Below are 23495 nucleotides of genomic sequence, written 5' to 3'. Positions count from 1 at the left end.
CCAGACGACCTTAGTCTTAGATCCCCATGACGGATTCGCCAATTTCAAGCATGAACAAAATAAATGTGGGAGCGGGCTTGCTCGCGAAGGCATCATGTCAGTCAACTGACAGACAGCATTCGCGAGCAAGCCCGCTCCCACAGGTAAAAGCGAGGCGACTGTTACTTGACCCAGTCAGCCACACGCTCAGGGTGCTTGGCGATCCAATCCTTCGCCGCGGCTTCAGGCTTGGCACCGTCCTGAATCGCCAGCATGACCTGACCGATTTCGTCCTTGGAGGCCCACTGGAAGTTCTTCAGGAACTTGGCCACTTCCGGCGCCTTGGCTTCCAGGCCCTTGCTACCGATGCTGTTCACGGTTTCAGCCGCGCCGTACACGCCTTTCGGGTCTTCGAGGAAGCGCAGTTTCCACTTGGCGAACATCCAGTGCGGCACCCAGCCGGTCACTGCGATGGATTCGTTCTTCTTCTCGGCACGGGTCAGCTCGGCGATCATGCCGGCGCCGGAACTGGCCTTGAGTTGATAGCCGGTCAGGTCGTAGTCCTTGATCGCCTGGTCGGTCTTGAGCATCACGCCTGAACCGGCGTCGATGCCGACGATGCGGTTCTTGAAGGTGTCGTCGGTCTTGAGGTCCTCAATGGACTTGGCCTTGACGTACTCCGGCACGATCAGGCCGATTTTCGCGTCCTTGAAGTTCGGGCCGTAGTCGACGACCTGATCCTTGTTCTTCGCCCAGTACTCACCGTGGGTCACCGGCAGCCAGGCCGACAACATGGCGTCGAGTTTTCCGGTGGCCACGCCCTGCCACATGATCCCGGTAGCGACGGCTTGCAGCTTCACGTCATAACCGAGTTTCTGCCTGATCACTTCAGCCGCCACGTTGGTCGTGGCGACACTGTCCGACCAGCCATCGACATAACCAAGCGTCACGTCCTTGCCAGCGGCGCTTGCCACGGTCGAACTGATCGCCAGCACCAAAGCCGCACCTGCGCCCAAGAGTCGTCGCATCTTCATCGTTACTTCCCCGAAAGTGCTGCGCTCGACGGATGCCGAGTCGCTTAAACGTATTGTTATGGTGCACAGCGCCCCCATCACGCCCACCGCAAACTCGTTCGAACATCAGCGGAGTACTGACACTTGCGATAATCAACCTGACGCTCATGGCGACCTGCTCTGCCAGCGACCTCAAGGCATCGAGAAACGACATCAGAAAGCCATTAACCCTCTGCGCGACAGACACCCCCCCGCCAATCCGCCCGGACTTTGCATGTCAAAATCATGCAGGCCACCAGACACGCTTTAAATGCAGGTAACATGCGCCGCTTTGTTCCCACACGGCCTGACCATGTCCGCGACCTCCCGCTTCCCTTTTGCTGCTTATCTATTCGCTTGCCTGCTCGGGCTGTTTGCCCTGGGCGGCTTCTGGTACGGCCTCGGCAAACCGGTAATTTTGCCGGACGTGGCCAGCGCGACGCACAAGCTGCAATGCGCCTCCTACACCCCGTTCGACAAGGATCAATCGCCGTTCGACGTGCCATTCAACTTGCGCCCCGAGCGTATGGATGCCGACCTCGCGCTACTGTCCAAAAGCTTCGAATGCATCCGCACCTATTCCATGACCGGCCTGGAAGCCCTGCCGGACCTGGCACGCAAGCATGGCTTGAAGCTGATGATCGGCGCCTGGGTCAACAGCAACCCGGTGGACACCGAGAAAGAAGTCGACCTGCTGATCGCCTCGGCCAACGCCAACCCGGATGTGGTCAGCGCGGTAATCGTCGGCAACGAAACCCTGCTGCGCAAGGAAGTCACCGGCGCGCAACTGGCGAAGCTGATCAACAAGGTCAAGAGCCAGGTCAAACAGCCGGTCACCTACGCCGACGTCTGGGAGTTCTGGCTCAAGCATCCGGAAATCGCCCCCGCCGTGGACTTCCTGACCATTCACTTGCTGCCGTACTGGGAAGACGATCCGTCGAACATCGACGCTGCCCTGCAACATGTGGCCGACATACGCCAGGTATTCGGCAACAAGTTCGCGCCCAAGGATGTGCTGATCGGCGAAACTGGCTGGCCTAGCGAAGGTCGCCAGCGCGAAACGGCCCTGCCGAGCCGCGTCAACGAAGCAAAATTCATTCGCGGTTTTGTTGCCATGGCCGAGCAACAGGGTTGGCATTACAACCTGATCGAAGCCTTCGACCAGCCCTGGAAACGCGCCAGTGAAGGTGCGGTCGGCGGTTACTGGGGGCTATTCGATGCCGATCGCCAGGACAAGGGCGTGCTGGCCGGGCCAGTGACAAACGCCCCGTACTGGACGCAGTGGCTGGCGGTGGGTGGCTTGATCTTCATCGGCACGTTGCTGCTTGGTGGTCGGGTCCGCACGACCCGCTCGGCACTGGTGCTGCCGCTGCTTGGTGCCTTGGCGGCGTGTTCGATCGGCGCCTGGGGTGACCTGGCACGGGTGACCACGCGCTTTACCAGTGAATGGCTATGGGTCGGATTGCTGACCGCTCTGAATCTGCTGGTGCTGGCCCATGCCGCGCTGGCATTGAGCCCTCGCAGCGGATGGCGCGGGCGGGCTTTCGACTTGTTCGAGCGTCGTGCTGGCTGGCTGGTTGCAACAACAGGTTTCGCGGCAGCCGTGATGATGCTGGAACTGGTGCTCGAGCCCCGTTATCGCAGCTTCCCGAGCGTCGCGTTCATCGTGCCGGCGCTGGTATATCTGTGCCGCCCGGTGAACGTGCCGCGCCGCGAAATTGCGTTGCTGACCTTCATCATCGGTGCCTGCATTGCGCCGCAGCTGTTCCGCGAAGGCTTGCAGAACCAGCAGGCCTGGGGCTGGGCGCTGGTGAGTGTGTTGATGGTGGCGGCGTTGTGGCGCTGTTTGCGGGTTCGCAAGGGCTAGATCAAAAGATCGCAGCCTGCGGCAGCTCCTACACAGGAATTCGTGTTCCCCTGTAGGAGCTGCCGCAGGCTGCGATCTTTTGATCAACCGAAGCGATTCTCCCGAACCAGCCGCAACCCGGCAATCACCACCGCAAACACCGCCAACGTCGTGTTGTACAAGGCCAACGCCGGAAAACCGAGCACCAGCGCCAGCACCGCCAACCACCACCCCGCACGCCCGGACAACACAAAGCCGATCACGGCAGCAGCCAAGGCGCCCCACCCCAGCACCCCGAAGTGAATCATCAGCCCCAGGTTCGAACGCACCTGGCATTCCCAACGACTCGCTTCATCCACGCAAATGCCGACCCACTGCGCATCCTCCATGAAGCCATAACGCGCGCCATAACTGGCGGCCAGCCAGACAGGCAGCAAAACAAGCAGCAGAATTACGGGCAGGCGGCGGGACATGAAACACTCCAATTGGCGAAAAACGGCGGCCAGCTTAATCGCCCCCAAGGGTTTCGCAAGCGATAACAACTGATAACTGGTCATTCAATCGCTGCAAAGTGTATCGTCCAGCTACTATTACTTCGAAATTAAGCCTGTTTGGTGCCGAGGCTTGGCACTTTGGCGCAAATCCGGTGGTCATAGCCTGCGAAATTCATTCGGCACCTTCTTCTAAGGGATTTAGTCATGCTCCGTTCCTTGCGCTTCGCTGCCCTGTTTGGCGGCATTATATTGAGTGCGTCCGCACTGGCGGTCGACATTGACGCCGCCAGTTACGGCTACCCCCTGACCAACCCGTTCGAGGCGACCATCGCGACCACGCCGCCGGACCTGCGTCCGGAGTTACCCCTGGACGACGATATCGATCAGGAAGTGCGCAGCGTTACCTTGCGTCCGGAACGGGCATTCGAGTTGCCGGACAATTTCTGGGCGGTCAAGAAACTCGACTACCGCATTGCCACGCAGGATCACGCCGCGCCGCTGATTTTCCTGATCGCCGGCACCGGCGCACGCTATGACAGCACCCTGAACGAATACCTGAAGAAGCTCTATTACAAAGCCGGCTACCACGTGGTTCAGTTGTCGTCGCCCACCAGCTATGACTTCATGAGCGCGGCATCACGCTTCGCCACCCCGGGTGTTTCCAAGGAAGACGCCGAAGATCTGTACCGGGTGATGCAGGCCGTGCGGGCACAGAACCCGAAAATGCCGGTTACCGATTACTACCTGACCGGGTACAGCCTGGGTGCCCTGGATGCCGCTTTCGTCGCGCACCTGGACGAAACCCGCCGCAGCTTCAACTTCAAGAAAGTCCTGCTGCTCAACCCGCCGGTCAACCTCTACACCTCGATCACCAACCTCGACAAGCTGGTCCAGACCGAGGTCAAAGGCATCAACACCAGCACCACGTTCTATGAACTGGTACTGGACAAGCTGACCCGCTACTTCCAGCAGAAGGGCTACATCGACCTCAATGACGCCCTGCTCTACGACTTCCAGCAGTCCAAGCAGCACCTGTCCAATGAGCAGATGGCCATGCTGATCGGCACCTCGTTCCGCTTTTCGGCGGCCGACATTGCCTTCACTTCGGACCTGGTCAACCGTCGCGGCCTGATCACCCCACCCAAGTTCCCGATCACCGAGGGCACCAGCCTCACGCCATTCCTCAAGCGAGCGCTGCAATGCGACTTCGACTGCTACATCACCGAACAGGTGATCCCGATGTGGCGCGCCCGCACCGACGGCGGCAGCCTGCTGCAACTGATTGACCAGGTGAGCCTGTATGCGCTGAAGGACTATCTGCACGAAAGCCCGAAAATCGCAGTGATGCACAACGCCGATGACGTGATCCTCGGCCCTGGCGACCTGGGCTTCCTGCGCAAGACTTTCGGTGATCGCCTGACCGTTTACCCGTATGGCGGCCACTGCGGCAACATTAACTACCGCGTCAACAGCGACGCCATGCTGGAGTTTTTCCGTGGCTAAATATCTCCTGCTTTTCGCAGCGTTACTCTGTGCAAGCGTCGCCAATGCCGACAACAGCAAAGCCAACGCCCCCCTGGTCGTCGACAGCGACGGCTTCAAGGAGCCGCTGAGCAAACTCAAATTCAACCCGGGCCTGGATCAGCGCGAGTTCGAACGTTCGACGCTCAACGCGCTGGCCGTCTACGATCCGCTGGAAGAGTGGAATCGGCGCGTCTATCACTTCAACTACCGCTTCGACCAATGGGTGTTCCTGCCGGTGGTCAATGGTTACCGCTACGTCACCCCGAGCTTCCTGCGTACCGGTGTCAGCAACTTCTTCAACAACCTCGGCGACGTGCCGAACCTGATGAACAGCCTGCTGCAACTCAAGGGCCAGCGTTCGCTGGAAATTACCGGGAGACTGCTGCTCAACACCACCATCGGCATCGCCGGCCTGTGGGACCCGGCCACCGCAATGGGCCTGCCCCGCCAGAGCGAAGACTTCGGCCAGACTTTAGGCTTCTACGGCGTGCCGGGCGGCGCTTATTTCGTCCTGCCGATCCTCGGTCCGTCGAACCTGCGTGATACTGGCGGCCTGCTGGTGGATTACTCTGCCGAGAATGCGATCAACTTCCTCAACGTCGCCGAAGTCAGCTCCAATCATCCGGAAGTCTGGATCCTGCGCGGCATCGACAAGCGCCACCAGACCAGCTTCCGCTATGGCCAGATGAACTCGCCATTCGAGTACGATAAAGTGCGTTACGTGTACACCGAAGCGCGCAAGTTGCAGATCGCCGAGTAAACAAGGCAGCCGAAAAACACTGTGGGAGCGGGCTTGCTCCGGGCGGCGTTCCGACGAAAGCGGTGTGTCAGACAACCTTTTTGGTGACTGACACGACCTCTTCGCGAGCAAGTCGGATCGCCGCACCGCCGCTCCCACATTTGTTATGTGCTGTCTTCAGCCTTTCAGGGCTTTCCAGATCCTGCTGACGGCCATCACGCCAACCAACACCACCGCCCCTGCGACAATCCCCGCCACGCCATTGAGCAACACCGGCACGATAAATCCGCCGCCACCCGCCGCCGCACCGACACTTTCGATCCAGTGATGCACCACCGGCACACCGTGCGTGAGGATCCCGCCGCCCACCAGAAACATCGCCGCCGTGCCGATCACCGACAGGCTCTTCATCATGTACGGTGCCGCACGCAAAATCCCGCCGCCGATGCTTTTCGCCACCTGTCCGGGTTTCTGAGTCAACCACAGGCCGAGGTCGTCAAGCTTGACGATACCCGCCACCAATCCGTACACGCCGACAGTCATGACAATGGCAATGCCCGACAGCACGATGATTTGCTGGGTCAATGGCGCGCCGGCCACGGTGCCGAGGGTGATGGCGATGATTTCCGCCGAAAGAATGAAATCGGTGCGGATCGCGCCTTTGATCTTGTCCTTCTCGAACGCCACCAGGTCGATGGCAGGATCGGCCACCGCCTCGACCAACTGCGCATGCTCGGCGACATCTTCAGCCTTGCTGTGCAGGAACTTGTGGGCAAGTTTTTCGAAACCTTCGAAGCACAGATAGGCGCCACCGACCATCAACAGCGGTGTGACCAGCCACGGAATGAACGCACTGATGGCCAGCGCCGATGGCACCAGGATCAGTTTATTGATGAACGACCCCTTGGCGACCGCCCAGACCACCGGGATTTCCCGCTCGGCACGCACGCCACTGACCTGCTGGGCATTGAGTGCCAGGTCGTCACCGAGTACGCCGGCCGTTTTCTTGGCGGCCATTTGGGTCATCAAGGACACGTCGTCCAATACGGTCGCGATGTCATCGATCAGCACCAGCAAACTGCTTCCTGCCATGAATCGGGTTTCCTTCTGCAATGAATGCGCAGCAGCATAGCGCGACATAAGAGCCTACGGTGCATTCTTGAGCGCCGCGCGAGGCCGGTGATACCATGCGCAACCGCCAGAACAGGCAAGGAATCACCCGGTTTATGAGCACTATCCGCGAGCGCAACAAACAACTGATCCTGCGTGCCGCCAGTGAGGAATTCGCCGACAAAGGCTTCGCTGCGACCAAAACCAGCGACATCGCAGCCAAGGCGGGATTGCCCAAGCCCAACGTCTACTACTACTTCAAGTCCAAGGAAAACCTCTACCGCGAGGTTCTGGAAAGTATCATCGAGCCGATCCTGCAGGCTTCGACACCGTTCAATCCGGACGGCGAGCCTGGTGAAGTGCTCAGCGGCTACATTCGCTCGAAGATCCGCATCTCCCGCGACCTGCCTTTCGCCTCCAAGGTGTTCGCCAGCGAAATCATGCACGGCGCCCCCCACCTGAGCAGCGATCTGGTCGAACAGCTCAATGGCCAGGCCAAACACAACATCGAGTGCATCCAGACCTGGATCGACCGCGGCCAAATCGCCCCCATCGACCCCAACCACCTGATGTTCAGCATCTGGGCCGCGACCCAGACCTACGCCGACTTCGACTGGCAAATCACCGCCATCACCGGCAAGGCCAGGCTGGATGAAGAAGATTATGAAGCGGCGGCGCAGACGATTATCCGGTTGGTGTTGAAGGGATGTGAGCCTGAGCGGTAAACCGCATCAAGGCTATTCGCGAGCAAGCCCGCTCCCACACTTGATCGCTGACGTTCACAAAATTTGTGTACGCAAAAAATCCAATGTGGGAGCGGGCTTGCTCCGGGCGGCGTTCCGACGAAAGCGGTAGTTCAGTCAGCGAAGATCAAGCCGCCACCCCCGCATCCGCCACCAACCCCAACGCCTCGATGGCATTGATTGCGCACTGCTCGTCGACATCCGACAGATCGCCGCTGATCCCCACCGCCCCCAGCACGTTCCCGTCCTGATCGCGAACCAGCACACCACCCGGTGCCGGCACGACGCTGCCCTGCCCCAGGCTGTTCAACGCGGCGATAAACGCCGGGCGTTGCTGGGCGTCCAGCGCCAGCAGGCGCGAACCCTTGCCCAGCGCGATGGCGCCCCAGGCCTTGCCGATGGCGACGTGCGGGCGCAGCAGGCTGGCGCCGTCTTCGCGTTGCAGGGCGATCAGATGCCCGCCGGCATCCAGTACCGCAATGGTCAAGGGTGCCGCAGCGATTGCACGCCCTGCAGTGATGGCCTCGTTGACCAGGTTGACTGCGACTTTCAAGGTTAAAGCGCTCATGGTGCCGTCCTCATTTTGTTTTTCGGAAAGTCGGTGGGCTGCGGCACAAGTGCGCACGCTTGCGTCGCAGCCCGATGCAACAAATAGAACACAATGAATTATTTTTTTGTATACAATAATTCTCGAAAGGCGCCACATGCGACGAAAAGCCACAGTAGAACGGGCTTCCGACGAATGAAACAAGCGCTTGAGAAAATGGATTGACCTGCGCCGTCCGCCGTGAATACACTCTGCGCAAAGCCACTTGTATACAATTACAAAACGTAAAGAGGCACAAAACCATGAGCAAAATGAGAGCAATCGAAGCCGCCGTTCTGGTGATGCGCCGTGAAGGGGTCGATACCGCTTTTGGCATCCCGGGTGCCGCCATCAACCCGCTGTACTCCGCCCTGCAAAAGGTCGGCGGCATCGATCACGTACTCGCTCGCCACGTTGAAGGCGCCTCGCACATGGCCGAGGGCTACACCCGCACCAAGGCCGGCAACATCGGCGTGTGCATCGGTACTTCCGGCCCTGCCGGCACCGACATGGTCACCGGGCTCTACAGCGCCTCGGCCGACTCGATTCCAATCCTCTGCATTACCGGCCAGGCACCCCGCGCCCGTATGCACAAGGAAGACTTCCAGGCTGTCGATATCACCACCATCGTCAAGCCAGTCACCAAGTGGTCGACCACCGTCATGGAACCGGGCCAGGTGCCTTATGCGTTCCAGAAGGCTTTCTATGAAATGCGCTCCGGCCGTCCTGGCCCAGTGCTGATCGACCTGCCGTTCGACGTGCAGATGGCCGAAATCGAATTCGACATCGACGCCTACCAGCCACTGCCATTGGCCAAGCCGAGCGCTACCCGCGTTCAGGTGGAAAAAGCCTTGGCGATGCTGGATCAGGCCGAGCGTCCATTGCTGGTGGCCGGTGGCGGTATCATCAACGCCGACGCCGCCGACCTGCTGGTGGAGTTCGCCGAGCTGACCGGTATTCCGGTTATCCCGACCTTGATGGGCTGGGGCGCCATCCCGGACGATCACCCGCTGATGGTGGGCATGGTGGGTCTGCAGACCTCGCACCGCTACGGCAACGCAACCATGCTGAAATCCGACGTGGTTCTGGGCGTGGGTAACCGTTGGGCCAACCGTCACACCGGTTCCGTCGACGTCTACACCGAAGGCCGCAAGTTCATTCACGTTGATATCGAACCGACCCAGATCGGCCGCGTGTTCACCCCGGACCTGGGCATCGTTTCCGACGCCGCTGCCGCGCTGACCGTGTTCATCGAAGTCGCTCGCGAATGGCAAGCCGCCGGCAAGCTGAAGAACCGTAGCGCCTGGCTGCAAGACTGCCAGCAGCGTAAAGCCAGCCTGCAGCGCAAGACTCACTTCGACAACGTTCCGGTCAAGCCGCAACGCGTCTACGAAGAAATGAACCAGGTGTTCGGCAAAGACACCTGCTACGTCAGCACCATCGGTCTGTCGCAGATTGCCGGCGCGCAGTTCCTGCACGTCTACAAGCCGCGCCACTGGATCAACTGCGGCCAGGCAGGCCCGTTGGGCTGGACCATTCCGGCAGCGCTGGGCGTGGTCAAGGCCGATCCGAACCGTAAAGTCGTGGCCCTGTCGGGGGACTATGACTTCCAGTTCATGATCGAGGAATTGGCGGTGGGCGCGCAGTTCAAGCTGCCGTACATCCATGTTGTGGTGAACAACTCGTACCTGGGCCTGATCCGTCAGGCGCAGCGCGGTTTCGACATGGACTACTGCGTGCAGCTGTCCTTCGACAACCTGAACGCGCCGGAACTCAACGGCTACGGTGTCGACCACGTCGCAGTTGCCGAAGGCCTCGGCTGCAAGGCCCTGCGCGTATTCGAACCGTCCCAGATCCAGCCTGCCCTGCGCAAGGCCCAGGAGCTGATCGAAGAGTTCAAGGTTCCGGTGATCGTCGAGATCATCCTGGAGCGCGTGACCAACATTTCCATGGGTACCGAGATCAACGCCGTCAACGAATTCGAAGACCTGGCGCTGGTCGGCGACGACGCACCGACTGCGATTTCGTTGCTCGATTAACTGCTGACCGCTCCCCCTGTGGGAGCGGGCTTGCCCGCGAAGAGGGAGTGTCAGTCGACATCAATGTTGACTGAACCACCGCCTCCGCGAGCAAGCCCGCGCCCACAGAGGACATCAAACACATACAGGAGACCACCATGCCGCGTTTCGCAGCCAACCTGTCCATGCTGTTCACCGAACAGGACTTTCTCGCCCGTTTCGAAGCGGCCGCCAAGGCCGGCTTCAGTGGTGTCGAATACCTGTTCCCGTACGACTTCAGCTCCGCCGAAATCAAGGCCCAGCTCGACGCACACGGTCTGACCCAAGTGCTGTTCAACCTGCCGGCCGGTGACTGGGCCAAGGGCGAGCGCGGTATCGCGTGCCTGCCGGACCGGGTCGAAGAGTTCCGTGCCGGTGTCGACCTGGCCATCGCTTACGCGCAAGTGCTGGGCAACACCCAGATCAACTGCCTGGCCGGTATTCGTCCGCAGGGCTTTGACGATGCCACCGTGGAGAAAACCTTCGTCGCCAACCTCAAGTACGCGGCCGACAAGCTGCAAGCGGCGGGTATCAAGCTGGTGATGGAAGCGATCAACACCCGTGACATCCCGGGTTTCTACCTGAACAACACGGCGCAAGCCCTGTCGATTCGCGAGCAGGTCGGCAGCGCCAACCTGTTCCTGCAATACGACATCTATCACATGCAAATCATGGAAGGCGATCTGGCCCGCACCCTGCAATCGCATCTGGGCGAGATCAACCACGTGCAACTCGCGGACAACCCGGGGCGCAACGAACCAGGCACCGGTGAAATCAACTACCGCTTCCTGTTCGAACACCTGGACCGCATCGGTTACCAGGGCTGGGTCGGTTGCGAATACAAGCCGCTGACCACCACTGAAGCGGGCCTGGGCTGGTTGAAGACCCATAACGCGATCTGATCAAACACATTTATCACTGTAGGAGCTGCCGAAGGCTGCGATCTTTTGATCTTGACCTTCAAAAGCAAAATCAAAAGATCGCAGCCTGCGGCAGCTCCTACGGCTGTTTATAAAAACAAGAGGACTTTCTCATGGCTAAAATCGGATTTATCGGCACCGGCATCATGGGCCACCCAATGGCGGCGAACCTGCAGAAAGCCGGTCACAGCCTGTTCCTGTCGGCCCACCACGACCCTGCGCCTGCCGACCTGGTCGCCGCTGGCGCCGTTGCCCTGGCGAACCCGAAAGAAGTTGCCCAGGAAGCCGAATTCATCATCGTCATGGTGCCGGATACCCCGCAGGTCGATGACGTGCTGTTCCGTGCCGACGGCATCGCTGCCGGCGTGGGCAAAGGCAAAGTCGTGATCGACATGAGCTCGATCTCGCCGACCGCCACCAAGGCGTTCGCGGCCAAGATCAACGAAAAAGGCGCGCAATATCTCGACGCTCCGGTGTCCGGTGGTGAAGTCGGCGCCAAGGCTGCGACCCTGAGCATCATGGTCGGCGGCGATGCCGACGCCTTCGAACGCGCCCTGCCGTTGTTCCAGGCGATGGGCAAGAACATCACCCTGGTCGGTGGCAACGGCGACGGTCAAACCGCCAAGGTGGCCAACCAGATCATCGTGGCCCTGAACATCCAGGCCGTAGCTGAAGCCCTGCTGTTCGCTTCGAAAAACGGTGCCGATCCAGCCAAGGTGCGTGAAGCACTGATGGGCGGTTTCGCGTCCTCGAAGATCCTCGAAGTGCACGGCGAGCGCATGATCAAGGGCACCTTCGATCCAGGCTTCCGCATCAGCCTGCACCAGAAGGACCTGAACCTGGCCCTGCAAGGCGCCAAGGAGCTGAACATCAACCTGCCGAACACCGCCAACACCCAGCAAGTGTTCAGCACCTGCGCGGCCATCGGCGGCAGCAACTGGGACCACTCGGCGCTGATCAAGGGTCTGGAACACATGGCGAACTTCTCGATTCGCGACAAGTAGGAGCTGCCGAAGGCTGCGATCTTTTGATCCTCAGGCCCGACTCTCCACCGCACTACCCGCTAAAAGATCGCAGCCTGCGGCAGCTCCTACAGGAACAGGTTCATCCAGTTGCAAGGGTGTTCCACCCAGAGCTTGCCCAGGCTGCTTTCCTTCAAATAACAAGAATTCCGGGAGCCCGCCATGTCGGTCGATCCGCAACAATTGCTGCGCGAGCTGTTTGCCACAGCCATCGACGCGGCGCATCCGCAACAAGTCCTCGAAGCCCATCTGCCTGCCGACCGCAGCGGTCGCGTGATCGTCATTGGCGCCGGCAAAGCCGCAGCCGCCATGGCCCAAGTGGTCGAGCGCTGCTGGCAGGGTGAAGTCTGCGGCCTGGTGGTGACCCGTTACGGTCACGGCGCGCCTTGCGAAAAAATCGAAGTGGTCGAAGCCGCGCATCCGGTACCAGATGCCGCTGGCCTGGCCGTGGCCAAGCGTGTGCTGGAACTGGTCAGCGACCTGAACGAATCCGACCGCGTGATCTTCCTGCTCTCCGGTGGTGGCTCTGCCCTGCTGGCACTGCCGGCCGAAGGCATCACCCTGGCCGACAAGCAGTCGATCAACAAAGCCCTGCTCAAATCCGGCGCCTCCATCGGCGAGATGAACTGCGTGCGCAAGCACCTCTCGGCGATCAAGGGCGGTCGCCTGGGCAAAGCCTGCTGGCCTGCCACTGTTTATACCTATGCGATTTCCGATGTACCGGGCGACCTCGCAACGGTCATCGCCTCCGGCCCTACCGTAGCCGACCCGAGCACGTCGGCCGAAGCGCTGGCCATTCTCAAGCGCTACGCCATCGAGGTTCCGGCTTCGGTGCGCACCTGGCTGCAAAGCCCCGAGTCGGAAACCGTCAAACCCGGTGACCCGAGCCTGGCCCGCAATCATTTCCAGTTGATCGCCCGCCCGCAGCAATCCCTTGAAGCGGCGGCGGTGAAATGCCGTCAGGCCGGGTTCAGCCCGCTGATCCTCGGCGACCTCGAAGGCGAATCCCGCGAGGTGGCGAAAGTCCACGCCGGCATCGCGCGGCAGATCGTCCAGCACGGGCAGCCATTGGCGGCGCCCTGCGTGATCCTCTCGGGCGGTGAAACCACCGTCACCGTGCGCGGTAATGGCCGTGGCGGGCGCAACGCCGAGTTCCTGCTGAGCCTGACCGACAGCCTCAAAGGCCTGCCCGGCGTCTACGCGCTGGCCGGTGACACTGACGGCATCGACGGCTCCGAAGACAACGCCGGCGCAATCATGTCCCCGGACAGTTACGCCCGTGCTGCCGCCCTGGGCCTGAGCGCCAGCGACGAGTTGGACAACAACAACGGCTACGGCTACTTCGAGGCGCTGGACGCCCTGATCGTCACCGAACCGACCCGTACCAACGTCAACGACTTCCGCGCCATTCTGATCCTTGAGAGCACTAAACATGACGCCTGATAAAAAGGTCAAAATCCTCGCCACGCTCGGCCCGGCCACCGACGGCATCGACGCCATCCGTGAACTGGTGCTGGCCGGGGTCAACATCTTCCGCCTGAACTTCAGCCATGGCGATCATGCCGACCACGCCCAGCGTTTCCAGTGGATTCGTGAAGTCGAGCGCCAGCTCAATTATCCATTGGGCATCCTGATGGACCTGCAAGGCCCGAAACTGCGGGTCGGCAAGTTCGCCGACGGCAAGGTGCAACTGGTGCGCGGCCAGGCCTTGCGCCTGGACCTCGATACCACGCCGGGCGATGAGCGCCGGGTCAACCTGCCCCACCCGGAAATCATCGCCGCGCTGGAACCGGGCATGGACCTGCTGCTGGACGACGGCAAGCTGCGTCTGCGGGTCGTGACCAAGCACGCCGACGCCATCGACACCACAGTGCTCAATGGCGGCGAACTGTCGGACCGCAAAGGCGTGAACGTACCGCAAGCGGTGCTCGACCTGAGCCCGCTGACCGCCAAGGATCGCCGCGACTTGACCTTCGGCCTGGAACTGGGCGTGGACTGGGTGGCGCTGTCGTTCGTACAACGTCCCGATGACATCCGCGAAGCTCGCTCCCTGATCGGCGACAAGGCGTTCCTGATGGCCAAGATCGAGAAGCCCTCGGCCGTCGAACAACTGCGCGAGATCGCCGAATTGAGCGACGCGATCATGGTCGCCCGTGGTGACCTGGGCGTAGAAGTGCCGGCCGAAAGCGTGCCGCAGATCCAGAAGAACATCATCAGCACCTGCCGCCAACTCGGCAAACCGGTGGTGGTGGCGACCCAGATGCTGGAGTCGATGCGCTTCTCACCGGCGCCAACCCGCGCCGAAGTCACCGATGTCGCCAACGCGGTGGCCGAAGGGGCGGACGCGGTGATGCTGTCGGCGGAAACCGCGTCCGGCGAATACCCGCTCGAAGCCGTGCAGATGATGAGCAAGATCATCCGCCAGGTGGAAAACGGTCCGGACTATCAGACTCAACTCGACGTCAGCCGACCGAAAGCCGAGGCGACTGTTTCCGACGCGATCAGCTGCGCCATTCGCCGTATCAGCAACGTGCTGCCGGTGGCAGTGCTGGTGAACTACAGCGAGTCCGGCGCATCGAGCCTGCGTGCGGCGCGGGAGCGGCCGACGGTGCCGATCCTCAACCTGACACCGAACCTGCAAACCGCCCGTCGCCTGAGCGTGGCGTGGGGTGTGCACTCGGTGGTCAACGATCGTCTGCGTCAGGTCGATGAAGTCTGCTCGACGGCACTGGAAATTGCCCAGGCCCAGGGCATGGCCCAGCGTGGCGACACGCTGTTGATCACCGCAGGTGTGCCGTTTGGCCAGCCGGGGTCGACTAACTCTTTGCGCATCGAGACATTGATCTAACGAACGCTTTTTGTGGCGAGGGAGCTTGTCGGATCGCCGCATCGTCCCGCTCGGCTGCGTAGCAGTCGTCTTTCGGCATGACGGGTTCCACAGAGAAACCGCATTCACCGGAGTTGGGGTCGCTTCGCGACCCAGCGGGAGCAAGCTCCCTCGCCACAGAGTTTGTGCAACACCTTTGATTTTCCACTGCCCTAGATTTCAAAATGCCTGCCATTCACTTCAACACCCACTGCCCCGACTGGGCCGAAGCATTGCTCAACGGCTTCAGCCAGATCTTTCTCCAGCGCAATCCGCTGTGCGGCCTGCTGTGCGTCCTGGCCATCCTGTTTACTGCGCCCGCCTTACTTGGCGGCGCCTTGCTCGGTGGTGTCGCCGGGCTGCTCACCGCGCAACGCCGCAACTATGCCAAGGCTGATCGCCAGGCCGGGTTGTTCAGCTACAACGGCGTCCTGCTCGGACTGTTACTGAGCCTGTATTTCCCCTGGTCGGCGATGATGCCGCCACTGATCCTGGCCGCCGGTGGCCTGAGCGCGATGGTCACCCAACAGTGGCTCAAGCGCGTCCGGTTCAGCCAATGCCTGCCGGCCTACACCGCGCCCTTCGTCGGGCTCGGCTGGTTGCTGCTGTGCTTCGCCACGCCCTCGACTGAGCCGCATTTGATCGAAGTCAGCACCCTGAACATGCTTGCCGCGCCACTCAAAGGCATTGGTCAGGTGATGTTCCTCGGTCATCCGCTGGCGGGTGCGATGATTGCCGCCGGTTTGCTGATCGCTGATCGCCGCGCCTTCTGCTGGGCGTTGCTGGCCTCGGTCGCTGGTATGGGCTGGAGCCTGCTGAACCACGATTTCTATACCGCACTGCTCGGCCTCGGTGGCTATAACGCCGTGCTGGCCGCCCTCGCCTTCAGCTCCCGGCGTCGCCAACCGTGGCTGCCGCTGCTTGGCATCGGCCTTGCGCTGTTGCTGACGCCGGTGTTTGCCGCCATCGGTCTGCCTACGCTGACCGCGCCGTTCATTCTTGCCGGCTGGCTGATTCGCAGCGTTGTTCAAATGCTCGGCAAAGCCTCGGTCGAAAGCGCGCCTTGCGCTTCCGGGGAGAATCAACCTAGGCTGCGCTGATTTGCGGCCAAGGCGATGTGCATGAACAGCAACGACACGTGGCGTAACCGCCTGTACGTGATTATTTTCCAGACCGACACCGTCGCCGGTCGACGCTTCGACTCCACCTTGCTGCTGATCATCCTCGCCAGCCTGGTGGTGGTGATCCTGGACAGCATCGATGACGTCCACCAGAACTACGCCAGCGTGCTTGCGTACATCGAGTGGGGCTTCACGGTGATCTTCCTCGGCGAGTACATCCTGCGCCTGTACTGCTCGCCCAAGCCCCTGCGCTATGCCTTCAGTTTCTATGGACTGGTGGACCTGCTGGCCATCGTGCCCGGCATCCTCGCGCTGTACTACAGCGATGCCCAGTACCTGCTGATCATCCGGGTGATCCGGATGCTGCGGATCTTCCGCGTGCTCAAGCTCGGCCCGTACCTCAAGCAAGCCCACTACCTGCTTGATGCCCTGCGTGGCAGCAAGCAGAAAATCCTCGTGTTCCTGCTCAGCGTCTGCACACTGGTCATCGTGTTCGGCACCCTGATGTATGTGGTCGAAGGCCCGCAACATGGCTTCACCAGCATTCCCAAGGGCATTTACTGGGCTATCGTGACCTTGACCACCGTCGGTTACGGCGACATCGTGCCCAAGACCGCACTGGGCCAGGTCATTTCATCGATGGTGATGATCACCGGTTACTCGATCATCGCCGTGCCCACAGGGATCTTCACCGCCGAACTGGCCACGGCCATGCGTGGCGGCCAGTTGCATCGCGACTGCCCGGTGTGCGCCAAGGACAGCCATGAACCCGAGGCGTCGTTCTGCTCCCGATGTGGCAATGCACTGTTCAAAAAACTGGAATAAGCAAAGAGCTTTTTAATCTTTAAAGGACTATATGAGCCCGGCTATAGTCGACACATCGTTGATAACTAATAAATAACCCGTAGGAGCTGCCGTAGGCTGCGATCTTTTGATCTTGAAAATCAAAGCCAAAGGATCGCAGCCTGCGGCAGCTCCTACATCAAAAGGAATTCGCAGTGAAAAAACTCTTTGGCGCCTCGCTTCTCGCCGCTGGCCTGGCCCTGGGCAACATCGCCCAGGCTGCACCGACCCTGCTCAACGTTTCCTACGACGTGATGCGAGATTTCTACAAGGACTACAACACTGCGTTCCAGAAACACTGGCAAGCCGAGCACAACGAAAACATCGTCCTGCAGATGTCCTTCGGCGGCTCCAGCAAACAGGCGCGTTCGGTCATCGACGGTTTGCCGGCCGATGTCATCACCATGAACATGGCCACCGACATCAACGCCCTGGCGGACAACGGCAAACTGGTCCCGGACAACTGGGTCACGCGCCTGCCGAACAACAGCGCACCGTTCACCTCGGCCACCGTGTTCATTGTGCGCAAGGGCAACCCGAAAGCCCTGAAAGACTGGCCCGACCTGCTCAAGGACGGCGTCCAGGTCATCGTCCCGAACCCGAAAACCTCCGGTAACGGTCGCTACACCTACCTCTCGGCCTGGGGCTACGTGCTGAAAAACGGCGGCGACGAGAACAAGGCCAAAGACTTCGTCGGCAAGCTGTTCAAGCAAGCGCCAGTACTCGATACCGGCGGCCGTGCCGCCACCACCACCTTCATGACCAACCAGATCGGCGACGTGCTGGTGACCTTCGAGAACGAAGCGGAAATGATTGCCCGCGAGTTCGGTCGCGATCAGTTCGAAGTCATCTACCCAAGCGTTTCCGCCGAAGCCGAGCCACCGGTGTCGGTGGTCGACAAGACCGTCGACAAGAAAGGCACCCGCGCGGCGGCCGAAGAATACCTGAAGTACCTGTGGTCACCGGAAGGCCAGGAGATTGCCGCGGCGAACTACCTGCGCCCGCGTGACCCGGCTGTTTTGGCCAAATACACCGACCGCTTCCCGAAAGTGGACTTCCTGTCGGTGGAGAAGACCTTTGGCGACTGGCGCACCGTGCAGAAGACCCACTTCAATGATGGCGGGGTTTTCGACCAGATCTACAGCGGTCAGTGATGACTGGACGCTAACGAAAAAGGCGACCCGTGCAGGTCGCCTTTTTTGTGGCGGTCATTTTCAGCTCAGGTTGCCACGCGCCGGCTACATCGGCGGCGTCACGCCATCCTTGCCCGCCGAAATGGATTGAGCCGTGAGCGTGCCATCAGCGCCCTGAGTCACAAAGGTCACAATCTTCACACCCACCTTCAACAGGCTGCGATCGGCCGGTATCAGGTTGACGATGGGTACGTCTTCGGGCACCAGAATCCTCTGTTGGCCGCCCTTGTAGTTGACGGTCAGCACCCGGCCATTGCTCACCACCAGGTCGCCGACGCTGCCGTTGGTCATGCTGCTGCCCTTGACCAGGTCAAACGGCCGATGACCGTCGCCACTACCGGCCAGCTCCGGAGGAAAGACATGGACCTCCAGGGCCTTGAGGGTGCCATCCTCCTGGGGAACAGCCGCCGAGCCGATGTAGCTGCCAGGCTTGATGTCTTCGATGTTGGCCAGGGTCACGGCGCGGACCTTGGTGTCCTTGGTCAGGTTGATCATCACGTTTTCACCGCTGTTGGCATGGACTTTCAGAATGTCCGCGCTGACGCCGGTGATCTCGCCGCGCACCCCGATGCGCGTGCCCGGAGCATCGTCGGCATCGGCCAGGCCAACACCGAAGACGCTGATCAAGGTAACGACACACGCGCGACGAATCAGCTGACGAAACTTCACCTTCATGGGACGACCCTCCGGTGGTGAGACAGGAAGAGAGAACATAAGCACGCCATCGAATAAGATGTAAGTGAATGTATCATTCACTTACATCGTTCTGACGCAAGGCTCTTCGACGGACGACACACGCGTTCGTCAGTCATTGCGCAATGGAATGACTGTTATCACTCCAACCCCACTTCCGCCGTTTCAGTCAGCCCATTAGCCTGCGCGCATTCCTTTCCGTACAGCGAGACCCGTTATGAACCCAGCGACCCAGGTGCCCCACGGCACCGCGACAATGACCCCAGGGATGGTGCTGCTGTTCGCCTTCTGCTGCGGCGCGATTGTCGCCAACATCTACTACGCCCAACCGATCATCGGCCTGATCGCCCCGGACATCGGCCTGACCAACACCATGGCCAGCCTGATCGTCTCCCTGACTCAGATCGGCTATGCGCTGGGTCTGTTTTTCCTGGTGCCGCTGGGGGATCTGCTGGAGAACCGCCGGTTGATGATCATCACCACCCTGGTGGCGATTGTCAGCCTGCTGGGGGCGGCGTTTACCGATCAGCCGAACGTGTTCTTGCTGATTTCGCTGTTGGTGGGGTTCAGTTCGGTGTCGGTGCAGATCCTGATTCCGCTGGCCGCACACCTGGCGCCGGAAGAAACCCGTGGCCGTGTGGTAGGCGGGATCATGGGCGGATTGCTGCTCGGCATTCTGCTGGCCCGACCGGTGTCCAGCGTGGTGGCCGACCATTTGGGCTGGCGGGCGATGTTCATGATAGCCGCGGTTTTGATGGCGGCCATCAGCATCGTGCTGGCCGTGACCATTCCCAAGCGTGAACCTGATCACAGCGCGTCCTACGGCCAGTTGCTGGGCTCGTTGTGGACGCTGTTGCGCAAACAACCGGTACTGCGTCAGCGGGCGTTTTACCAGGGCTGCATGTTTGCCACCTTCAGCCTGTTCTGGACCGCCGTGCCACTGGAGCTGGCGCGCAATCACGGTTTGTCGCAAAGCGAGATCGCGATTTTCGCCCTGGTGGGCGCCATCGGCGCCATCGCCGCCCCCATCGCCGGACGCCTGGCCGATGCCGGCCACACCCGCATCGCCTCATTGCTGGCCCTGCTGTTCGCCAGCCTGAGTTTCATGCCGGCGTTTATCCATCCGGCCTACAGCGTCATCGGCCTGGCGGTGACCGGCGTGGTGCTCGACTTCTGCGTGCAGATGAACATGGTCCTCGGCCAGCGCGCGGTCTACGCCCTCGACGGCAAAAGCCGCAGCCGCCTGAATGCGCTGTACATGACCAGCATCTTTATCGGCGGCGCCTTCGGCTCTTCGGTGGCCAGCGCGGTGTACGAACACGGCGGCTGGTTGTGGATCGTGATCGTCGGCAGCGCGTTTCCACTGTTGGCGTTGCTGCGGTTCTTGAGTGTTTCGCAAAAGGGTTCGTTGGTGACAGCGTAAATCGCAAAAAAACGAATGCCATACCGCACACCTGTGTTGCGCCCGTGCCTATCCACGATCAACGATGATCCGTTATGCCGGGGTCAACCCCGATTACACTCAACGCCTGAAGCGATGCTGGATGCTATTCGCCTTGCTGAAAGGGCAAAGCGAATATCAGCCAAAAGCCAGTTGAGGGGTTTCCCTCAACCATAGAATCTCCCACAGGAGGCTTCCGATAACTTCCGGAGTTTGCACAAGGACCCTCAATGGACCGCCTCGGCTCAATGGAAACCTTCGTCTACGTGGTGGAAACCGGTTCGTTTTCCGCCGCGGCCCGGCGCTTGAATATCGGCCAGCCGGCCGTGTCGAAAACCATCGCGCAACTCGAATCGCGGTTGGCGGTGCGGCTGTTGCTGCGTTCGACCCGGGGCCTCACGCCCACCGAAGCCGGGCTGGCCTTCTTCGAACGGGCCAAGCGCGCCATCGAAGAAGCCGACGAGGCCGATAATGCCGCACGGGGCTGCGCCGACGGGCTCAGTGGCAACCTGCGCATCTGCGCGCCTGTCACCTTCGGCCGGCTGCACATCGTTCCGCACCTGGGGCCCTTCCTGGAGCAAAACCCGGCGCTGGACATCGACCTGATGCTCGATGATCGCAACGTCAATCTGGTGGAGGAAGGCGTCGATATCGCCCTGCGCATGGGCGTGTTGAACGACTCGGGCCTGACCGCCCGCAAGATCGCCGAATGCCGGCGCATGGTACTGGGCACGCCGGCCTACTTTGAAAAACACGGCGAGCCCACCTGCCCCGCCGACCTGCGCAAGCATCAGGCCATCCTCTACACCCTCGGTGGCAGCGCCAGTTGGCAGTTCAACAAGGCAGGCGAGGAGCAATCGGTGAACATCAGCGGCCGGATCCGCGTCAACGCCGCCGAAGGCCTGCGTGAAGCCGTGCTGGCCCATCAAGGGCTGACGATGGCTTCGCAATGGATGTTCGCACCGGAACTGGCCGACGGCTCGGTCCGGGAAGTGATGAAGGACTGGGCACTGCCGAACCTGGACCTGTGGGCGGTGTTCCCCACTGGGAGAATGGCCAGTGCCAAGGCTCGGGCGTTTGTGGAGTATGTGCAGGGGTTGTTGATGAACGAGGTTTGAAAGCACCTTTTTCGTTTATTGCGATTTTCGATTAATTCGAATAGCCTGCCGACATCGATTATTCAGAATATTGGTAACCGTCATGTCGACCGTCATTCATCCGCCAATCAACTTACCCGCGAAACACGAAATACAGGCCGCAATCGAGGGGCAACGCACCCTGGCGGCCTATCTCGCCACCCGGTTCGAAACTCAGCACATCCAGATATTCGATGAGCAGAACGAAGCGCATAACATCGAACTGCCTACCTCGGCACTCCGTTTGCTGGTCGATATTCTAGCGGAGCTCGCAGCCGGTAACGCAGTGAAAGTAGTCCCGGTTCACGCAGAACTGACTACGCAAGAAGCGGCGGACCTACTCAATGTCTCACGCCCACACCTGATCAAACTGCTCGAATCCGGCGTACTGTCCTACCACAAAACCGGTAAGCACCGACGTGTGCGCTTTGCCGATTTGATGGACTATAAAAACCGGCGCGACACCGCCAGCGAACAGGCAATGATGCTTCTCGCCGAGCAAGCACAGGCGCTAAGGACAGGATACGAGTGAGGCACACTTCATTTACCGCTGTATATGACGCTTGCGTGCTTTACCCCGCTCCCTTGAGAGACTTTCTGATGTGGCTCGCGCTCTCCGGGCTTTTCAGGGCGAAATGGTCAGCGGCAATACACGATGAATGGAAACGCAATCTGCTAAGAAACCGCCCGGATCTCAACGCCGCACAATTGAATCGCACCTGCGAGCTAATGGATCTGGCGATTCCCGACGCCTGCGTCTCGGGGTACGAAGCGTTGATACAAGGATTGACGCTGCCCGACGCGGATGACCGACATGTCCTGGCGGCTGCCATTCGTTGCAACGCCAGCGTCATTGTCACCTTCAACCAGAAAGACTTCCCCCGCACCGCGCTGCAACCTTATGGCATCGAGGCCCAGCACCCCGACGAGTTCGTCGATAACCTTTTCGACCTTGATCCGGCAGCGGTGGTCGCCACGGCACAACGACAGCGCAAGCAACTGAAGGCCCCACCGATGAACACTGACACTTATCTCGATCTCTTGTTACGTCAAGGCCTGGTTCAGTCGGTCAAGGCATTGAACAGTTTCCGGGCAATGCTCTGAAATCAGCACACCTGATCGCTACACCCCCCCACATTCGCCGGCAATTCACCCCGATGCCCCATCAACCAGGCATCCAGGGTATGCCCGACATGGGGCAGTACCGCCGACTTCGGCTGCAACTCATCAATGCACTGCAAGGTCGGTCAACCAGCGCTGATCCTGGCGGGCCGCATCACAAGCCACGCACTCGCAGCCGTAGACCGGCACTTGCCGAGAATCACCGGTGCCCGGCAACGTCAGGCGCGAGGAGCTTGCTCGTCAATGCAGGCCAGCAAGCGTTCGACCGTAAGCTCCAGCGGCCCGGAGTTGTCGAGCAGGTGCACGGCAGAATCTTCCGCCAGCAGCCGCTCGTTGAATCGGGCATTGCGTGCCAGGCGCTGATCGATCTCGCTAACCGATTCACGCCCGCGCTTGAGCAGTCGTTCACGCAGCACCGCCTGGTCCACGCTCAGCAACAACACCAACACATCCGGATAGCGCAGGTGCGTATTCTGCAAATGCCCCCGCGAGCCATTGACCAGTACGTCCTGGCCAGCGGCCAGCCAATCGTCGATTTCCCGTGGGATGCCATAGGACAACCCATTGGCGTGCCAGCTCAGGGCAAACGCGTCCCGGGCTTCCATGTCGGCGAATTGCCGGGCACTGACGCCCAGTGCCGCCTCGCCCACGGCTTCGGCCGAGCGGGTAATGATCCGGCGCACGATACGGCAGCCGCGTTCGGCCAACCGCGTTCGCGCGGCATCCAGCAGGCTGTCCTTGCCCGAACCTGAAGGCCCGATGAGATAGATCAACCTGCCTGCCATCAAAACCCCCTCTTCGCTTGTCACCACACTTGTTGGACCACCGGCAAACCGTCCTGACTGCGTGCCTGCAGCAGTTCGGCCCGCAGGCCCGTCGCAATCTCGCCATGATCGTTCAGCCCGGCGGCCAGCTCTGCGGCGGCCACGTTACCCGAGTGCGACCGGCCGCGCACGATGTTCGGTGCGCCCATCAACATACTCCTGCCGTGAAAGCACAACTTCAACG

At 60.6% G+C, this 23495-nt stretch carries 23 protein-coding genes and 2 pseudogenes; 16 read left to right on the top strand and 9 right to left on the bottom strand.

Annotated features, from left to right (window positions below; translation table 11 throughout):
* Positions 1-161 precede the first annotated feature (161 nt).
* A complete protein-coding gene (locus ACM6IT_RS16895; RefSeq protein WP_056721670.1) occupies positions 162-1013 on the bottom strand; it encodes a glycine betaine ABC transporter substrate-binding protein in 852 nt (283 codons plus the stop codon).
* Between the two features lie 289 nt (positions 1014-1302).
* Between ACM6IT_RS16895 and ACM6IT_RS16890 the strand changes: the two genes are divergently transcribed.
* Positions 1303-2898 (top strand): beta (1-6) glucans synthase, encoded by a 1596-nt coding sequence (locus ACM6IT_RS16890; protein ID WP_414918389.1) that lies wholly within the window; start codon positions 1303-1305, stop codon positions 2896-2898.
* Between the two features lie 83 nt (positions 2899-2981).
* On the opposite strand, the gene ACM6IT_RS16885 is transcribed toward ACM6IT_RS16890, so the two are convergent.
* On the bottom strand, positions 2982-3350 hold the full coding sequence (locus ACM6IT_RS16885; protein ID WP_409078478.1) for a hypothetical protein: 369 nt from the start codon (positions 3348-3350) through the stop codon (positions 2982-2984).
* Positions 3351-3575: 225 nt separating this feature from the next.
* Here ACM6IT_RS16885 and ACM6IT_RS16880 point away from each other — a divergent pair, with 225 nt between their 5' ends.
* Both ACM6IT_RS16880 and ACM6IT_RS16875 read left to right on the top strand, forming a co-directional pair.
* A complete protein-coding gene (locus tag ACM6IT_RS16880; protein ID WP_414918388.1) occupies positions 3576-4874 on the top strand; it encodes a serine/threonine protein kinase in 1299 nt (432 codons plus the stop codon).
* The gene (locus tag ACM6IT_RS16875; RefSeq protein ID WP_056721662.1) at positions 4867-5655 is read left to right on the top strand and encodes a VacJ family lipoprotein; all 789 of its coding nucleotides are present in this window, start codon (positions 4867-4869) and stop codon (positions 5653-5655) included. The genes ACM6IT_RS16880 and ACM6IT_RS16875 overlap by 8 nt, the downstream gene beginning before the upstream one ends.
* 156 nt (positions 5656-5811) lie before the next feature.
* Here ACM6IT_RS16875 and ACM6IT_RS16870 read toward each other — a convergent pair whose 3' ends face one another.
* Positions 5812-6726, bottom strand: coding sequence for a DUF808 domain-containing protein (locus ACM6IT_RS16870; protein ID WP_056721659.1), 915 nt, complete (start codon positions 6724-6726; stop codon positions 5812-5814).
* Positions 6727-6860: 134 nt separating this feature from the next.
* Between ACM6IT_RS16870 and ACM6IT_RS16865 the strand changes: the two genes are divergently transcribed.
* Complete coding sequence (locus ACM6IT_RS16865; RefSeq protein ID WP_015096199.1) at positions 6861-7469, top strand: TetR/AcrR family transcriptional regulator; 609 nt, start codon at positions 6861-6863, stop codon at positions 7467-7469.
* Positions 7470-7614: 145 nt separating this feature from the next.
* On the opposite strand, the gene ACM6IT_RS16860 is transcribed toward ACM6IT_RS16865, so the two are convergent.
* Positions 7615-8055 carry a GlcG/HbpS family heme-binding protein gene (locus ACM6IT_RS16860; RefSeq protein ID WP_056721658.1) on the bottom strand — a complete coding sequence of 147 codons (441 nt, stop codon included), beginning with the start codon at positions 8053-8055 and terminating at the stop codon, positions 7615-7617.
* A 281-nt stretch (positions 8056-8336) separates the two neighbouring features.
* Here ACM6IT_RS16860 and gcl point away from each other — a divergent pair, with 281 nt between their 5' ends.
* The 8 genes from gcl (at position 8337) to ACM6IT_RS16820 (ending at position 18056) form a co-directional block, all read left to right on the top strand.
* Positions 8337-10112 carry a glyoxylate carboligase gene (gcl, locus tag ACM6IT_RS16855; RefSeq protein ID WP_056721656.1) on the top strand — a complete coding sequence of 592 codons (1776 nt, stop codon included), beginning with the start codon at positions 8337-8339 and terminating at the stop codon, positions 10110-10112.
* Positions 10113-10249: 137 nt separating this feature from the next.
* Entirely contained in the window at positions 10250-11032 is a 783-nt protein-coding gene (gene hyi, locus ACM6IT_RS16850; RefSeq protein WP_414918387.1) for a hydroxypyruvate isomerase, read from the top strand.
* A gap of 131 nt (positions 11033-11163) precedes the next feature.
* Positions 11164-12054 (top strand): 2-hydroxy-3-oxopropionate reductase, encoded by an 891-nt coding sequence (locus ACM6IT_RS16845; protein ID WP_056721654.1) that lies wholly within the window; start codon positions 11164-11166, stop codon positions 12052-12054.
* Positions 12055-12234: 180 nt separating this feature from the next.
* Entirely contained in the window at positions 12235-13515 is a 1281-nt protein-coding gene (locus ACM6IT_RS16840; RefSeq protein ID WP_414918386.1) for a glycerate kinase type-2 family protein, read from the top strand.
* Positions 13505-14920, top strand: coding sequence for a pyruvate kinase (gene pyk / locus ACM6IT_RS16835; RefSeq protein ID WP_414918385.1), 1416 nt, complete (start codon positions 13505-13507; stop codon positions 14918-14920). The genes ACM6IT_RS16840 and pyk overlap by 11 nt, the downstream gene beginning before the upstream one ends.
* Positions 14921-15123: 203 nt before the next feature.
* Positions 15124-16038 (top strand): urea transporter, encoded by a 915-nt coding sequence (locus ACM6IT_RS16830; RefSeq protein WP_414918384.1) that lies wholly within the window; start codon positions 15124-15126, stop codon positions 16036-16038.
* Between the two features lie 21 nt (positions 16039-16059).
* Positions 16060-16884 (top strand): ion transporter, encoded by an 825-nt coding sequence (locus tag ACM6IT_RS16825; RefSeq protein ID WP_056721646.1) that lies wholly within the window; start codon positions 16060-16062, stop codon positions 16882-16884.
* Between the two features lie 173 nt (positions 16885-17057).
* Positions 17058-18056, top strand: a complete 999-nt coding sequence (locus ACM6IT_RS16820) for a sulfate ABC transporter substrate-binding protein (protein ID WP_046037670.1) — start codon at positions 17058-17060, stop codon at positions 18054-18056.
* 84 nt (positions 18057-18140) lie between these two features.
* Here ACM6IT_RS16820 and ACM6IT_RS16815 read toward each other — a convergent pair whose 3' ends face one another.
* The gene (locus ACM6IT_RS16815; RefSeq protein ID WP_056721642.1) at positions 18141-18770 is read right to left on the bottom strand and encodes a hypothetical protein; all 630 of its coding nucleotides are present in this window, start codon (positions 18768-18770) and stop codon (positions 18141-18143) included.
* A gap of 235 nt (positions 18771-19005) precedes the next feature.
* Here ACM6IT_RS16815 and ACM6IT_RS16810 point away from each other — a divergent pair, with 235 nt between their 5' ends.
* The 4 genes from ACM6IT_RS16810 (at position 19006) to ACM6IT_RS16795 (ending at position 22469) form a co-directional block, all read left to right on the top strand.
* A complete protein-coding gene (locus ACM6IT_RS16810; protein ID WP_414918383.1) occupies positions 19006-20211 on the top strand; it encodes an MFS transporter in 1206 nt (401 codons plus the stop codon).
* A 248-nt stretch (positions 20212-20459) separates the two neighbouring features.
* Positions 20460-21347 (top strand): LysR family transcriptional regulator, encoded by an 888-nt coding sequence (locus tag ACM6IT_RS16805; RefSeq protein WP_414918382.1) that lies wholly within the window; start codon positions 20460-20462, stop codon positions 21345-21347.
* A gap of 82 nt (positions 21348-21429) precedes the next feature.
* On the top strand, positions 21430-21897 hold the full coding sequence (locus tag ACM6IT_RS16800) for a helix-turn-helix domain-containing protein (protein ID WP_414918381.1): 468 nt from the start codon (positions 21430-21432) through the stop codon (positions 21895-21897).
* Complete coding sequence (locus tag ACM6IT_RS16795; protein ID WP_414918380.1) at positions 21894-22469, top strand: PIN domain-containing protein; 576 nt, start codon at positions 21894-21896, stop codon at positions 22467-22469. The genes ACM6IT_RS16800 and ACM6IT_RS16795 overlap by 4 nt, the downstream gene beginning before the upstream one ends.
* 2 nt (positions 22470-22471) lie before the next feature.
* Here ACM6IT_RS16795 and ACM6IT_RS16790 read toward each other — a convergent pair whose 3' ends face one another.
* The 4 genes and pseudogenes from ACM6IT_RS16790 to ACM6IT_RS16775 all read right to left on the bottom strand — a co-directional run.
* Positions 22472-22606, bottom strand: coding sequence for a hypothetical protein (locus tag ACM6IT_RS16790; RefSeq protein ID WP_414918379.1), 135 nt, complete (start codon positions 22604-22606; stop codon positions 22472-22474).
* A pseudogene (locus ACM6IT_RS16785) lies at positions 22573-22709 on the bottom strand (phosphonate metabolism protein PhnP); the annotation flags it as partial. The pseudogene ACM6IT_RS16785 and the gene ACM6IT_RS16790, both read right to left, overlap by 34 nt.
* Positions 22706-23272 (bottom strand): phosphonate metabolism protein/1,5-bisphosphokinase (PRPP-forming) PhnN, encoded by a 567-nt coding sequence (gene phnN / locus ACM6IT_RS16780; protein ID WP_414913108.1) that lies wholly within the window; start codon positions 23270-23272, stop codon positions 22706-22708. The pseudogene ACM6IT_RS16785 and the gene phnN, both read right to left, overlap by 4 nt.
* 20 nt (positions 23273-23292) lie before the next feature.
* A pseudogene (locus ACM6IT_RS16775) lies at positions 23293-23495 on the bottom strand (alpha-D-ribose 1-methylphosphonate 5-triphosphate diphosphatase); the annotation flags it as partial.

Origin of the sequence: Pseudomonas sp. IT-P4, assembly GCF_949767755.1 — a bacterium.
In the GTDB taxonomy this organism is placed as follows: domain Bacteria; phylum Pseudomonadota; class Gammaproteobacteria; order Pseudomonadales; family Pseudomonadaceae; genus Aquipseudomonas; species Aquipseudomonas monachiensis.
Note: the sequence above shows the minus strand (reverse complement) of the source record. Positions and strands in the feature narration are given on the sequence as shown.